At 64.7% G+C, this 13,217-nt stretch carries 15 protein-coding genes; 10 read left to right on the forward strand and 5 right to left on the reverse strand.

Annotated elements, in window-relative coordinates; genetic code table 11:
- Positions 1 to 54: 54 nt before the first annotated feature.
- The 4 genes from AC0L58_RS06125 to asnS form a co-directional block, all read right to left on the reverse strand.
- Complete coding sequence (locus tag AC0L58_RS06125) at positions 55 to 843, reverse strand: SDR family oxidoreductase (RefSeq protein ID WP_473687689.1); 789 nt, start codon at positions 841 to 843, stop codon at positions 55 to 57.
- A gap of 108 nt (positions 844 to 951) precedes the next feature.
- The gene (locus AC0L58_RS06130) at positions 952 to 1,263 is read right to left on the reverse strand and encodes a hypothetical protein (RefSeq protein ID WP_473687691.1); all 312 of its coding nucleotides are present in this window, start codon (positions 1,261 to 1,263) and stop codon (positions 952 to 954) included.
- Entirely contained in the window at positions 1,260 to 2,057 is a 798-nt protein-coding gene (locus AC0L58_RS06135) for a MalM family protein (protein WP_473687693.1), read from the reverse strand. The genes AC0L58_RS06130 and AC0L58_RS06135 overlap by 4 nt, the downstream gene beginning before the upstream one ends.
- Positions 2,058 to 2,073: 16 nt before the next feature.
- Positions 2,074 to 3,474, reverse strand: coding sequence for an asparagine--tRNA ligase (asnS, locus tag AC0L58_RS06140; RefSeq protein ID WP_473688608.1), 1,401 nt, complete (start codon positions 3,472 to 3,474; stop codon positions 2,074 to 2,076).
- 152 nt (positions 3,475 to 3,626) lie between these two features.
- Here asnS and AC0L58_RS06145 point away from each other — a divergent pair, with 152 nt between their 5' ends.
- From AC0L58_RS06145 to radA, 7 genes are all read left to right on the forward strand, one after another.
- Complete coding sequence (locus AC0L58_RS06145; RefSeq protein WP_473687695.1) at positions 3,627 to 3,953, forward strand: HesB/IscA family protein; 327 nt, start codon at positions 3,627 to 3,629, stop codon at positions 3,951 to 3,953.
- Positions 3,954 to 4,125: 172 nt separating this feature from the next.
- Positions 4,126 to 4,572 carry a 30S ribosomal protein S6 gene (rpsF, locus tag AC0L58_RS06150; protein WP_473687697.1) on the forward strand — a complete coding sequence of 149 codons (447 nt, stop codon included), beginning with the start codon at positions 4,126 to 4,128 and terminating at the stop codon, positions 4,570 to 4,572.
- Positions 4,573 to 4,587: 15 nt separating this feature from the next.
- On the forward strand, positions 4,588 to 4,818 hold the full coding sequence (rpsR, locus tag AC0L58_RS06155) for a 30S ribosomal protein S18 (protein ID WP_007081973.1): 231 nt from the start codon (positions 4,588 to 4,590) through the stop codon (positions 4,816 to 4,818).
- A 165-nt stretch (positions 4,819 to 4,983) separates the two neighbouring features.
- Positions 4,984 to 5,433: a 50S ribosomal protein L9 gene (gene rplI / locus AC0L58_RS06160; RefSeq protein WP_473687700.1), complete on the forward strand. Its 450-nt coding sequence runs from the start codon at positions 4,984 to 4,986 to the stop codon at positions 5,431 to 5,433.
- Between the two features lie 274 nt (positions 5,434 to 5,707).
- Positions 5,708 to 7,102 (forward strand): replicative DNA helicase, encoded by a 1,395-nt coding sequence (locus AC0L58_RS06165; protein WP_473687702.1) that lies wholly within the window; start codon positions 5,708 to 5,710, stop codon positions 7,100 to 7,102.
- Between the two features lie 106 nt (positions 7,103 to 7,208).
- Positions 7,209 to 8,297, forward strand: coding sequence for an alanine racemase (gene alr / locus AC0L58_RS06170; protein ID WP_473687704.1), 1,089 nt, complete (start codon positions 7,209 to 7,211; stop codon positions 8,295 to 8,297).
- 81 nt (positions 8,298 to 8,378) lie between these two features.
- Complete coding sequence (radA, locus tag AC0L58_RS06175; RefSeq protein WP_473687706.1) at positions 8,379 to 9,764, forward strand: DNA repair protein RadA; 1,386 nt, start codon at positions 8,379 to 8,381, stop codon at positions 9,762 to 9,764.
- A 7-nt stretch (positions 9,765 to 9,771) separates the two neighbouring features.
- Here the strand turns inward: radA and AC0L58_RS06180 are convergent, their stop codons facing one another.
- Positions 9,772 to 10,572 (reverse strand): cytochrome C assembly family protein, encoded by an 801-nt coding sequence (locus AC0L58_RS06180; RefSeq protein ID WP_473687708.1) that lies wholly within the window; start codon positions 10,570 to 10,572, stop codon positions 9,772 to 9,774.
- Between the two features lie 276 nt (positions 10,573 to 10,848).
- Here AC0L58_RS06180 and ffh point away from each other — a divergent pair, with 276 nt between their 5' ends.
- The 3 genes from ffh to rimM all read left to right on the forward strand — a co-directional run bounded on the left by ffh (position 10,849) and on the right by rimM (position 13,201).
- Complete coding sequence (ffh, locus tag AC0L58_RS06185; protein ID WP_473687709.1) at positions 10,849 to 12,228, forward strand: signal recognition particle protein; 1,380 nt, start codon at positions 10,849 to 10,851, stop codon at positions 12,226 to 12,228.
- Between the two features lie 191 nt (positions 12,229 to 12,419).
- Positions 12,420 to 12,683: a 30S ribosomal protein S16 gene (rpsP, locus tag AC0L58_RS06190; protein ID WP_473687710.1), complete on the forward strand. Its 264-nt coding sequence runs from the start codon at positions 12,420 to 12,422 to the stop codon at positions 12,681 to 12,683.
- Between the two features lie 2 nt (positions 12,684 to 12,685).
- The gene (gene rimM / locus AC0L58_RS06195; protein ID WP_473687712.1) at positions 12,686 to 13,201 is read left to right on the forward strand and encodes a ribosome maturation factor RimM; all 516 of its coding nucleotides are present in this window, start codon (positions 12,686 to 12,688) and stop codon (positions 13,199 to 13,201) included.
- Positions 13,202 to 13,217: the final 16 nt, after the last annotated feature.

Genomic DNA, 13,217 nt, shown 5'->3' on the forward strand with positions numbered 1-13,217 from the left:
TACCATCTTAAATCCAGCGGCCGGCAATTGCACCGGACGCTGGCGTATGCGCGCTTACAACGAGCGCATGCGACCTCCGTCTACCGGCAGGCTGACGCCGGTGATGTAGCCGGCGGCCGGCGAGGCGAGGAAGGCCACCGCGGCGGCGGTCTCGGAGGGATCGGCAAAGCGCCCCATCGGGATTTCGGCCGTCATTTCCTGCTGCACCTGCTGTTCGTCGCGAGCGGATTTCTTCGCGCGTGCCGCCACGATCTGCTCGATGCGCGGCGTCTGGGTGGAGCCTGGCAGCACGTTGTTGACCGTGATGCCCAGCGGCGCCAGTTCCGTCGACAGGGTCTTGGCCCAGCTGGCCACGGCGCCGCGCGTGGTATTGGAGACGCCGATACCCGGGATCGGCTCCTTGACCGAGGTGGAGATGATGTTGACGATGCGACCCCAGCCAGCGTCGCGCATGCCGGGCAGCACGGCCTGCACCAGCACATGGTTGGCCAGCAGGTGCTTGCGCAGGGCATCGAGGAAATCCGGCGGCGTGGCTTCGACGATGCTGCCCGGAGGCGGGCCGCCGCTGTTGTTGATCAGGATGTGCAGTGGCGCTTCGGCAACCAGGTTCTCGACTTGGGCACGCAAGGCGTCGGTGTCCCCGGCGTCCGCCACGATGAAGCCATGTTGCTGGGCGTCGTGGATGCGCGGCAGGCTCTCGACCAGTTCGGCGAGCACGTCTCCGCGCCGCGCCAGTACGGTGACATTGGCGCCCAGCAAGGCCAGTTCGATCGCGCAGGCGCGGCCGATGCCCTGCGACGCGCCGCAGACCAGCGCATGACGTCCACTCAGATCCAGTTGCATGTGGTTGGCTCCGGTTGATGTTGGCGGGCTGCAGCAGCACCGCCGGGTTCGGGCAGGTATCGCGCCCGGCACCTGGCGGAGCACGGGACGGCGAGCTCCTGCATCCGGTCAGGGAAACAGTCGCATCGCCAGCGCGCCCAACCAGCATAACCAACCCAGCCAGGGGCCGTATCGCCACAGGTGGCGCCAGCGGTTGATGACCGGATCGCCCAGCGCCGGTAGCGCAGGCGAGCGAAGCACGTGTTGCATGAGGAACCAGCGGCGCCATCTCGACGGTGCGGCGTGGTCAGCTTCGGCGATCACCTGCCAATGCTGCGGGTAGCGTTCCCGCAGTAGCGTGGCGAGTCGGAAGGGAGCCACGAGGGACATCGCGAACAGGCCGACACCCGCGAGCAGCAGGACCAGGTACAGCAGGATCACGACGAACCACCGCGCTTGCCGCCCCAGGGCAGTGGCAGATTGTTCAGCAGGCCGTCCCCGTTGGGCGCCTTGCCACACACGGCGCTGTCGACGGCTTTCTTGTAGGCCGAGTTCATCAGGCCGATCCACAGCGAGCCATCGGGTCCGTGCGGAATGCTGAAGCTGCCGGTGGAACTCATCTTCAGGGTCGCGGCGGTGGTGGTCGAGAACGATGCCGGCGACTGCTCCCAGTAGGTCTTGCCCGACTGCTGATCGCTCGAGCTGTACACCAGCAGGTAGCGGGCCTGCTTGCTTTCGACCTTGAAACTGCCGAAGGCGCCGGTAGTTTCGTCGCTCCAGCCCATGTGCTCACACAATTGAATGTCCTCGGACCGGATCGCCTGGAAACCGTCATCCAGCAGCACGATGGTCGGCGCAAACAGGTAGCTGTTGTGCAACCAGCGGCCGTTCAATTCCGATTTCACCGCAACCCGGTACGGCAGCTTCACGTCCGTCGGCAGGCGAAACGCCAGGAAATAGCTCTTGGTGCCGTTGAGGTTGGCCACCATGCTGGCGCTGCCCAGGACGAATTTCTGGGGCTGCCATGGCAACAGGTTGCGGTAGGAAAAGTCGGCGAAACTGCTGCAGCAAGGCGTGGCCAGTTGCAGTTGTTGCTGGGCAAGTACCAGCGGATCGCCGGTGTCCTCCGACGGTGGGCGCAGGTTTGGCGGCAGCAGCGCCTTGGCGGCGTGGCAACCGGTCAACGCGGTGGCAGCGGCAAAGACGGCAGTGATGGCGAGAAGACGGTACGGCATGAGCTTGGGTGGATACTCAGAACTCGGCGGTGCCTGCGGCACGGGGATAGGGGATGGCGTCGCGGATGTTGGACAGGCCGCAGATATAGACCAGCAGCCGTTCGAAGCCGAGGCCGAAGCCGGCATGGGGCACTGTGCCATAGCGGCGCAGGTCGCGGTACCAACCGTAGTTGGCTGGATCGAGACCGAACTGGACCATGCGGCGATCAAGGTAGTCCAGCCGTTCCTCACGCTGGCTGCCGCCGATGATCTCGCCGATGCCCGGCGCCAGCACGTCCATCGCCGCCACCGTCTTTTCGTCGTCGTTCAGGCGCATGTAGAACGCCTTGATCGCCTCGGGATAGTTCATGACGACTACCGGACGGCCGACATGTTTCTCGGCCAGGTAGCGCTCATGCTCGGTCTGCAGGTCGATGCCCCAGGCGACCGGGAATTCGAACTTCTGGCCCGACTTCTTCAGGATCTCGATGGCGTCGGTGTAATCGATGCGCTCGAACGGCTTGGCGATGAAGGCTTCCATGCGCGTGATCGCGTCGCTCTGCACGCGCTGGGCGAAGAACGCCATGTCGTCGGCACGCTCGTCCAGCACCGCCTTGAAGATCGCCTTCAGGAAGACTTCGGCGCAATCGGCGTTGGCGGTGAGGTCGGCGAAGGCGATCTCCGGCTCGACCATCCAGAACTCGGCCAGGTGGCGCGCCGTGTTGGAGTTCTCGGCGCGGAAGGTCGGGCCAAAGGTGTAGACCTTGCTCATCGCCAGGCAATAGGCCTCGACGTTGAGCTGGCCCGATACGGTGAGAAATGCCTCGCGGCCGAAGAAATCCTTGCGGAAGTCGATCTTGCCGTGGGCGTCGCGCGGCAGGTTGGCCAGGTCCAGCGTGGACAGCCGGAACATGTCACCGGCGCCCTCGGCGTCCGAGGTGGTGATGATCGGCGTGTTGATCCAGAAGAAGCCCTGCTCGGTGAGATGGCGATGGATCGCCGTCATCATGGTGTGGCGCACGCGGGTCACCGCGCCGAACAGGTTGGTGCGCGGGCGCAGATGGGCGACCTCGCGCAGGAACTCCATCGAGTGCTGCTTGGGCTGGATCGGATAGGTTTCCGGATCGTCGACCATGCCGGTGACGATGATTTCGGAAGCCTGGATCTCGAACGCCTGGCCCTTGCCCTGCGACGGCACCAGGGTGCCGCTGACGATCAGGCCGGCGCCGGCGGTGAGGTGCTTCACCTCGCTCTCGTAATTGGCCAGCGTGGCCGGTGCGACGGCCTGGATCGGGTCGAAACAGGAGCCGTCGGTGACATTGACGAAGGACAGGCCGGCCTTGGAATCACGCCGCGTGCGCACCCAGCCGCGCACGGTCACCGTGTCGCCGGCTTCGATGGCACCGGATAAAGCCTGCTTCACACTGACCACGGCCATGGATTGAAACTCCTGCTGGTTCGCCGCATATCGGCGTGACGGGTTGCCGGCACCGGCACGCTGCGGCGCGCCATGCCAAACGCGCATGATAATGTAGCCATTGCCTGCACCGCGACACCTCGCGTCACGCCATCGAGACCGGATCTGCCGTCATGACCATCAGCATCACCCCCGCCGCGAACGAACGCATGCGCCATTTCCTGGCTTCCACGCCAGCGGCGGCAGGCGTGCGCTTCGGAGTGAAGCGCACCGGTTGCTCCGGTTTTGCCTACGTCGTGGACCTGGCCGAAACGATGGGCGACGACGATCGGCTGGTGGAAGTGGACGGCGTTCCCCTGATCGTCAACGACAAGAGCCTGGCCATGGTTGATGGCACCGTGATCGACTTCCAGCGCCAGGGCCTCAACGCCAGCTTCGTGTTCCACAACCCCAATGCCACGGGGGAATGCGGCTGCGGCGAGAGCTTTACCGTCAGCTGAGCCGTTCGGATCATCAGGTACTGGGTTTTCAATGACTTGCGTGGCGATCGCAAGCCGTCGTACAATTCCGCTTCTGTCCGTACCTGAGAGGGTGCCGGCAGGACACTTGCCTCACCGCACCAGCGGGAGGCTGCCAGGCCGCAAGGCCGCATCCACAAGGAGTCCACCCACAATGACCCTGCGTCATTACGAAGTTGTGTTCATGGTCCATCCGGACCAGAGCGAGCAGGTTCCTGCCATGCTCGAGCGTTACAAGTCGCTGATCGAGGCCGATGGCGGCAAGATCCATCGCCTGGAAGACTGGGGCCGTCGTCAGCTGGCCTATCCGATCGTGAACCTGGCCAAGGCGCACTACGTGCTGCTCAATATCGAAGTGGGCCAGAACGCGCTCAACGAGCTCGAGTCAGGCTTCCGCTTCAACGACGCCGTGCTGCGCCACATGGTGATCCGCCGCGACGAGGCTGACACCGAGCCGTCCTTCATCCTGAAGTCGAAGGAAAAGGACGACGCGAAATCCACCCGTCGCCGTGACGACGACAGCGATGGCGATGGCCGCGGCCGTAGCAGCCGTGACGACAGCGATAGCGACAGCGACAACGATCGCGACAGCGACGACTGATAGGAACCCAAGACCATGTCCAAATTTTTCCGCCGCCGCAAGTTCTGCCGCTTCACTGCCGAAGACGTGAAGGAGATCGACTACAAGGATCTCAACACCCTGCGTCAGTACGTCACCGAGAACGGCAAGATCGTCCCCAGCCGCATCACCGGCACCAAGGCGCGCTACCAGCGTCAGCTGGCCACCGCGATCAAGCGCGCCCGCTTCCTGTCGCTGCTGCCGTACACCGACAACCACGACGTCTGATTGACGTCCGGGATTCGGGATTTGAGATTCGGGATTGGGTAGAAGCGGCAGTGCGCCGCATCGCGCCCTTCCGAATCTCGAATCCCCAATCCCGAATCCCCGCCCTTCGGACAACCGTCCTCTGGCTGCGCCGGGCCACACCGGTGCTAACGAACAGGAATCATCATGGAACTCATTCTTCTGCAGAAAGTCCGCAACCTGGGCAACCTCGGCGACAAGGTCGTCGTGAAGCCAGGTTACGGTCGCAACTTCCTCTTGCCGCAGGGCAAGGCCGTGCGCGCCAACGCAGCCAATCTGGAAGCGTTCGAGAAGCGTCGCGCCGAATACGAAGCCAAGGCCAACACCGTGTTGGCGGACGCCGAGGCCCGCAAGGCCAAGCTCGCCGACGTATCGGTGGAGATCGCCGCCCACGCCAGTGCCGAAGGCAAGTTGTTCGGCTCGGTCGGTCCGCGCGACATCGCCGAGGCTTTGACTGCCAAGGGCCACGAAGTCCACAAGGGCGAAGTGATCCTGGGCGAAGGCCCGCTGCGCAACACCGGCGAGTACGAAGTGGCCTTGCACCTGCATGCCGACGTCCACTCCAGCGTCAAGGTGATCGTGGTCAGCGACAACTGAGCAGGCAAGCAATCTCCCGATATCGGGAAAGCATCCGGGCGCCCCAGGGCGCCCGTTTGTTTTTGGGGCCGGGAGTGGGGAGTCGGGAGAGCGAAAGCCCCGAACACCGAAAACTGAAAACCGAACACGGGTTTTCCACCTTATCCCCACCAACCCACAGCTTATCCACAGACTTGTTGTCTCGGAGGATGAGATGGTCCCGCGTATGATCACGGGTCAGTGCAGCAGCCCGATGGCTGTGGGCATGCTGCCCGATTCCGTGTGAGGTAAGTCGATGTCCTTTGTGCCCGAACGCAAACCCCCTTCGTCGGCGATCGAGGCGCTGCGCGTGCCGCCGCATTCCATCGACGCGGAGCAGGCGGTGCTGGGCGGGCTGATGCTGGCGCCGGCGGCCCTGGACAACGTCGCCGACCGGCTGGCCGAGGACGACTTCTACCGCAAGGATCATCGCCTGATCTGGCGCGCGATCAACGAACTGGCCAACAAGGGCATGCCGTGCGATGCGGTGACCCTGGGTGACTGGTTCGAGAGCAATGGCCTGGCCGAAATGGTCGGCGGCGCCGGTTACCTGATCGAGCTGGCCAACAGCACGCCCAGTGCCGCCAACATTGCGGCCTACGCCGAGATCGTGCGCGAGAAGTCGGTGCTGCGCCAGTTGATCGATGCCGGCACGTCGATCACCGAGGACGGCTATCGGCCCGAAGGCAAGAGCGTGCATGAGGTGCTGGAAAGCGCCGAGCAACGCGTGTTCCACATCGCGGAGTCGGGTGCGCGCGGCAAGAAGGATTCCGTCTCGATGCGCGAGGCGGTGAAGGATGCCTTCAAGCTGCTCACCGAGCGTTACCAGAACCGCGGCCAGCTCACCGGCGTCAGCACCGGATTCACCGACCTGGATGAACTCACCTCCGGCCTGCAGCCGTCGGATCTGGTCATCGTGGCGGCGCGTCCCTCGATGGGCAAGACGGCATTCGCGTTGAACATCGCCGAGGCCGCCGCGCTGGGCAGCAAGAAGGCCGTGGTGGTGTTCTCGATGGAGATGTCCTCCTCGCAGCTGGCATTTCGCCTGATTTCGTCGGTCGGACGCATCCATCAGCAGCATCTGCGCAACGGCACGCTGGAAGAGGAGGACTGGCCGCGTGTCTCCAACGCGATCGCGCTGCTGTCGGAAGCCAAGATCTTCATCGACGACACGCCCAGCCTGTCGCCGGTGGAAATGCGCTCGCGCGCGCGGCGCCTGCATCGCGAGCATGGCGGGATCGGTCTGATCGTGATCGATTACCTGCAGCTGATGCAGGTGCCCGGCAACAAGGAGAATCGCGCCACCGAAATTTCAGAAATCTCGCGTTCACTCAAGGGCCTGGCCAAGGAGTTGAACGTGCCCGTGATTGCCCTGTCGCAGTTGAACCGCTCGCTGGAACAGCGCGCCGACAAGCGCCCGATGATGTCCGACCTGCGCGAATCCGGCGCCATCGAGCAGGACGCCGACGTGATCATGTTCATCTACCGCGACGAGTACTACAACAAGGAATCGCCCGACAAGGGCATTGCCGAAATCATCATCGGCAAGCAGCGCAACGGCCCCACCGACACCTGCAAGCTCACCTTCATCGGCCACTACACCAAGTTCGTGAACTACGCGCCGGATTCGTTCGTGGGAGGGTTTGATTGAGGGCAGGGAATCGGGAATGGGGAATGGAGAATCGTTCGGGCTCGCACGCTCGAGGTGCTTCTGCCCTTGACCCATTCCGATTCCCCATTCCCGATTCCCTGCAGTCATGAGCCGCACCACCGTCGCCACCATCCACCTCGCCGCGCTGCGCCACAACCTGGCGCGGCTGAAAGCGCTGGCGGCGCCGGCGATGGTGATGGCGGTGGTCAAGGCCGATGCCTACGGGCATGGACTGGAGCGGGTGGCGCGCGCGCTCGGCAGCGAGGCTGACGCATTCGCGGTTGCGGCGCTCGGCGATGGCTTGCGCTTGCGCGCGGCGGGGCATCGGCAGCGCATCGTGGTGTTGTCCGGGCCCGACAATGCCGGCGACATCGCCGAGATGCAGCGCCTGCAGCTCGACGCCACGATCCATCACGAATCGCAACTGCAGTGGCTGGCCGAGGCTTCGCCGGCGCGTGGGCGCCTGCGCGTCTGGCTGAAGATCGACAGCGGCATGCATCGGCTCGGGTTTGCCCCCGAACGTGTCGCTGCCGTGCATGCGCAACTTGCGGCGATGGCGGGTATCGATCCCGAGATCGGCCTGCTCACCCACTTCTCCGATTCCGAAGTTTTCGACGGCACGCAGACACCGGCGCAGATCGCGCGTTTTACCGAGGTCACCAGGCAGTTCAGCGGGCCGCGGTCGCTGTCCAACTCCGCTGCCGTACTCGGCTGGCCGGATGCGCGTGGTGACTGGGTGCGCACGGGCGGTCTGCTCTACGGCCTTTCCGTGGTGGACGGCAAGAGCGGCGCCGATTTCGGCTTCCGTCCGGCGATGACCTTGAGCACGCGATTGATCGCCATCAACCGGATCGGCAAGGGCGAGCGCATCGGCTACAACGGCACCTGGACCTGTCCCGAGGACATGCCAGTCGGTGTCGCGGCCGTGGGCTACGGCGATGGGTACCCACGCAGTGCCATCGCCGGCACGCCGGTGCTGGTCGGTGAGCGGCGTGTACCCTTGATCGGACGCGTATCGATGGATCTGGTCACGCTTGACCTGCGTCATGCCCCCGACGCGGCCATCGGAGACCGGGTGACGCTGTGGGGGCCCGGATTGCCGGTGGAAGTCGTGGCGGCGCAGGCCGGCACGATCTCCTACGACCTCACCTGCGGCATGACCCGTCGCGTGCTGTTCGTGGAAGATGACAGCTGAGCGCGATCTTGCGTCTCGCGGTTTGCGACCGCTGCAGGCTAAGCTCGATCTTCCATCCCTTTCATTGATCCGGATCGCTCCATGGCCAAAGCCAAGACTGCCTACGTCTGCACCGACTGCGGCGCAGAGCACAACAAGTGGCAAGGCCAGTGCATCGAATGCGGGGCGTGGAACACGCTCAGCGCCATCGTGCTGGAGCCAGCCACCTCGGGCAAGGCGTCGGTGGGTGCGCAGCGTTCCAGCTACGCCGGCGCCGCCGCCGGCGCGCCGAAGATCACGCCGCTGACGGAAGTCATGCTGACCACCGAGGCGCGCACGCTGACCGGCATCGGCGAGCTAGACCGCGTCTTGGGTGGGGGGCTGGTGCAGGGTTCGGTGGTGCTGATCGGTGGCGATCCGGGCATCGGCAAGTCGACCCTGCTGCTGCAGGTGCTTGGCACCCTGGGCCTGCATCTGCCCAGTGTCTATGTCACCGGCGAGGAATCGCTGGCGCAGGTCGCTGCGCGCGGGCAGCGCCTCGGGCTTGCGCTGGAGCCGTTGCAGGCGCTGGCGGAGACTTGCATCGAGCGCATCCTCGAACAGGCCATGGCGGCGCGCCCGAAGGTACTGGTGATCGACTCGATACAGACGATCTGGACCGAGTTGCTGAGCGCGGCACCCGGTTCGGTGTCGCAGGTGCGCGAGTCGGCGGCCAAACTGACCCGCTTCGCCAAGGAGACCGGCACCGCCGTGTTCCTGGTCGGCCATGTCACCAAGGAGGGCGGTATCGCCGGCCCGCGGGTGCTCGAGCACATGGTCGACGCCGTACTCTATTTCGAAGGCGAGTCCGGCAGTCGCTTCCGCGTGCTGCGCGCGTTCAAGAACCGCTTCGGCGCGGTCAACGAGCTCGGCGTGTTCGCCATGTCGGACAAGGGTTTGCGCGAGGTGCCCAATCCCTCGGCGATCTTCCTGTCCAACCACACCGGGCCGACCTCGGGTAGTGCGGTGATGGTGACCCGCGAGGGCACCCGCCCGCTGCTGGTCGAGGTGCAGGCGCTGGTCGATCAATCCTCGCTGGGCAACCCGCGCCGGGTCACCCTGGGCCTGGAGCAGAACCGGCTGGCGATGCTGCTGGCCGTACTGCATCGGCACGGCGGCGTGGCGGCTTACGACCAGGACGTGTTCGTCAACGTGGTCGGCGGCATCCGCGTGCAGGAAACCGCCGCCGATCTGCCGGTCCTGCTGGCGGTGCTGTCCAGCCTGCGTGACCGGCCGCTGCCCGAACACATGGTTACCTTCGGCGAAGTTGGCCTGTCCGGCGAGATCCGTCCGGTACCCAATGGCGAGGAACGGCTCAAGGAGGCGGCCCATCATGGTTTCCGCCGCGCCATCGTGCCTAAGGCAAACGCACCCAAGAAGGGCAAGGTTGGCGAGATGGAGGTAGTCGGGGTGGAGCGCCTGGGCGAGGCGATCGACGCCTGTCATTGAGCCGTGCTCAACCCATCGGGCGCTGCAGGATCACTTCCAGCACGAACTTGGAGCCGAAGAAGGCCAGTCCCAGCACGGCCATCCCCAACAGGGTGAGGTTGACCGCGCTGCGCCCGCGCCAGCCGTGTCGCCAGCGGCCCCACAGCAGCGCACCGAATATCAGCCATGCCACCACGCTGAGCACGGTGGTATGCACCAGATGTTGGGCGCGGATGTTGTCGATGAACAACAGGCCGCTCAGCAGGGTCAGGGTGAGCAGCGCGAAGCCGGCGCCGATCAGGCGGAACAGCAGGGCTTCGGTCTGGGTCAGCGGCGGCAGCGCGCGCACCAGCAATCCCGGCCGACGTGAGCGCAAGGCGCGTTCCTGCACGGCCAGCAGGAGCGCCAGCACCGCGGCAATCGAAAGCAGGCTGTAGGCGAGCAACGCGATGGCCACGTGCAACTGGATCTGCCAGTCGATCGGCTTGGGCGTCGTCGGCGGTGCCAGGAACACATCCAGACCCAGCAACAGTGCCGCCAGCGGAAACACGAACACGCCGAGCCCGGCGACGGGCCGCGACAGGTTCACCAGCAGGGTCAGCGCGGCGACCACGCAGGCGACCAGAGACAGTGCCGCAAAAAAGTGCAGGTCCAGTCTCCCGCCGTGCGCACCCAGCAGGACAGCGGCCTGCAGCAGCACCGCCACGGTTGCGGTAGCCAGGCCGAGTCGTCGCGGCGTACGTGGGCAACCGGCCAGCGGTGCGGCCAGCAAGGTGGCGGCCGCAACGTAGAGCACGATCGCCAGAATGGAAGGAATGGTCAGCGACATGACCCGGAAGTGTGGCACAGCGCCGCGGACAGGTGAATGTTGGAGGAGGAGTGGCGGCTCACGGTTCCCCAGCGCGGATGCTGCGAAGTGGTGCGTATGGATCGGTGCCGCTATCCTGCTGGGCGGGCTTGCCTGACTGCGACGCGGCGGATATCGCCAACGATCTGTCCATGCCGATGTCGATCCCGCTGGCCCGTACCTGCAGATCGGAACGATTTTCTGCTCGCCAGAGGCGTCCGCTATACTTGCAGGCTCCAGAAAACTGCGTGCCAACCCATGTTTGAATCGCTCAGCCAACGCCTTTCCACCACGGTCAATCGCCTGCGCGGTCGTGGCCGCTTGACCGATGAAAACATCCGCGAAGCATTGCGCGAGGTGCGCATCGCGCTGCTCGAGGCCGACGTCGCCCTGCCGGTGGTGCAGGCTTTGATCCAGCGGATCAAGGTGCGGGCGGTCGGTCAGGAAGTCGCCAAGAGCCTGTCACCCGGCCAGGCGCTGGTGAAGGTGGTCAGCGATGAGCTGACCATGGTGATGGGCGTGGCCAACACCGAGCTCAACCTGGCCCAGCAGCCGCCTGCGGTGGTGCTGATGGCTGGCCTGCAGGGCGCCGGCAAGACCACCACGGTCGCCAAGCTGGCGCGGCTGCTGACCGAGCGCAAGAAAAAGAAGGTGATGGTGGTCAGCTGCGACGTCTATCGTCCGGCCGCGATCGAGCAGTTGCGCACGCTGGCCGAACAGGTCGGCGTGAAGTTCTTCCCGTCCGAGGCCGGCCAGGATCCCGTGCGGATCGCGAAGGATGCGGTCGCAGCGGCGAAACGGGAAGTCGTCGACGTGCTGCTGGTCGACACCGCCGGCCGCTTGCACGTGGATGAGGCGATGATGGCCGAGATCAAGGCTCTGCACGCCGCGATCACGCCAATCGAGACCCTGTTCGTGGTCGATTCCATGACCGGTCAGGATGCCGCCAACACGGCCAAGGCGTTCGATGAGGCGCTGCCGCTGACTGGCGTGGTGCTGACCAAGACCGATGGTGACGCCCGTGGCGGCGCCGCCTTGTCAGTACGTTACGTGACCGGCAAGCCGATCAAGTTCCTCGGCGCGGGCGAGAAGAGCGACGCGCTGGAGCCGTTCCATCCCGATCGCCTCGCGCAGCGCATCCTCGGCATGGGCGACGTGCTGTCGCTGGTGGAGGAGGTCGAGCGCAAGGTCGATCAGGACAAGGCGCAGAAGCTGGCCCAGAAGGTGATGAAGGGCAAGCGCTTCGACCTGAACGACATGAAGGACCAGCTGGAACAGATGGGCAACATGGGTGGCCTGGCTGGCCTGATGGACAAGTTGCCGGGCGTGTCCAGCCTGCCTGACAGCGTCAAATCCAAGGTCAATGATGGTGAAATGAGCAAGATGATCGCGATCATCAACTCGATGACCAAGAAAGAGCGCCGCCATCCGAACCTGCTCAACGGTTCGCGCCGCGCCCGCGTGGCCCGCGGCTCCGGCACCCAGCCGGCCGACGTCAACCGCGTGCTGAAGCAGTACATGCAGATGGAAAAGATGATGTCCAAACTGGGCAAGGGCGGCAGCAAGGGCCTGATGCGCCAGATGCGCGGTGCGATGAAGGGCATGGGCGGGATGGGCGGGTTGCCGCCGATGCGGTGAAAGAGCGAGAAGTGAGGGGAGAGGAGTGAGAAGAGAGAGAATGCGAAAACGGCCTCTCTCACTCCGCACTCTTCTTCGCGCGCTCCTGCTCTCCAGCCCTTCCATTTTCCCGAAAACCCGCTAAAATGCCCCGTTTACCGCGCACGACTCTCGTGCGCCTGCCGCTGATTCGGCATTTTCGGAGTTCTACCATGGTCAAGATTCGTCTTTCGCGCGGTGGCGCAAAGGGCCGTCCGTTCTACCACGTCGTTGTGACCGATCAGCGCAGCAAGCGCGACGGCCGCAACATCGAGAGCGTCGGCTATTACAACCCGGTTGCGTCGGGCAAGGACAAGCGTCTCGAGCTGAACGTTGCTCGCGTGCAGGAGTGGGTTGGCAAGGGTGCGCAGATGAGCGACAAGGTCGCCGCCCTGGTCAAGGAAGCCGGCAAGCTGCAGCAGCAGCCGGCAGCCTGAGCATGACGACAGCCGGTCGGCGCGTCCTGATCGGGCGCATCGTCGGGCTGTATGGTGTGCAGGGTTGGCTCAAGATCGAATCCTGGGCCGAGCCGCGCATGCGGATCTTCGATTACCAGCCGTGGCTGCTCGGTGAAGCGCCAGATGGTGAAAGGGAGATCACGGGAGTGAAGGGTCGCGCACAGGGCAAGGGCATGGTGGCCCAATTGCCCGGGGTGGACGACCGGGAACAGGCAGCCAGGCTGATCGGTACCGACATCTACGTCGCCCGTGAGCAGTTGCCCGCCCCCGCGAAGGATGAGTATTACTGGGTCGATCTCGAAGGACTCGAGGTGGTCACCACGCAGGACGTGAAGCTGGGGCGGGTCAGTCACCTGTTCGCCACCGGTGCCAACGATGTCGTGGTGGTGAGGGATGGCGCGCGCGAGCGGCTGATCCCTTTCGTCCAGGGTTCGTATGTGCGTTCGGTGGATTTGTCTGCAGGGCGCATCGTGGTGGACTGGGATCCTGAATTCTGACGTCGCCGGGCAGCGG

This window comes from Rhodanobacter sp. G2-10 (assembly GCF_055809185.1).

Excerpts from the sequence above, each read along its gene's own strand:
- AC0L58_RS06165 (WP_473687702.1), top strand. The coding sequence starts at position 5,708 with ATGTCCTTTGTGCCCGAACGCAAACCCCCTTCGTCGGCGATCGAGGCG.
- AC0L58_RS06125 (WP_473687689.1), bottom strand. The coding sequence starts at position 843 with ATGCAACTGGATCTGAGTGGACGTCATGCGCTGGTCTGCGGCGCGTCG.
- AC0L58_RS06145 (WP_473687695.1), top strand. The coding sequence starts at position 3,627 with ATGACCATCAGCATCACCCCCGCCGCGAACGAACGCATGCGCCATTTC.
- rpsP (WP_473687710.1), top strand. The coding sequence starts at position 12,420 with ATGGTCAAGATTCGTCTTTCGCGCGGTGGCGCAAAGGGCCGTCCGTTC.
- ffh (WP_473687709.1), top strand. The coding sequence starts at position 10,849 with ATGTTTGAATCGCTCAGCCAACGCCTTTCCACCACGGTCAATCGCCTG.
- AC0L58_RS06180 (WP_473687708.1), bottom strand. The coding sequence starts at position 10,572 with ATGTCGCTGACCATTCCTTCCATTCTGGCGATCGTGCTCTACGTTGCG.
- rpsR (WP_007081973.1), top strand. The coding sequence starts at position 4,588 with ATGTCCAAATTTTTCCGCCGCCGCAAGTTCTGCCGCTTCACTGCCGAA.
- asnS (WP_473688608.1), bottom strand. The coding sequence starts at position 3,474 with ATGGCCGTGGTCAGTGTGAAGCAGGCTTTATCCGGTGCCATCGAAGCC.
- alr (WP_473687704.1), top strand. The coding sequence starts at position 7,209 with ATGAGCCGCACCACCGTCGCCACCATCCACCTCGCCGCGCTGCGCCAC.
- rplI (WP_473687700.1), top strand. The coding sequence starts at position 4,984 with ATGGAACTCATTCTTCTGCAGAAAGTCCGCAACCTGGGCAACCTCGGC.
- rpsF (WP_473687697.1), top strand. The coding sequence starts at position 4,126 with ATGACCCTGCGTCATTACGAAGTTGTGTTCATGGTCCATCCGGACCAG.
- rimM (WP_473687712.1), top strand. The coding sequence starts at position 12,686 with ATGACGACAGCCGGTCGGCGCGTCCTGATCGGGCGCATCGTCGGGCTG.
- AC0L58_RS06135 (WP_473687693.1), bottom strand. The coding sequence starts at position 2,057 with ATGCCGTACCGTCTTCTCGCCATCACTGCCGTCTTTGCCGCTGCCACC.
- radA (WP_473687706.1), top strand. The coding sequence starts at position 8,379 with ATGGCCAAAGCCAAGACTGCCTACGTCTGCACCGACTGCGGCGCAGAG.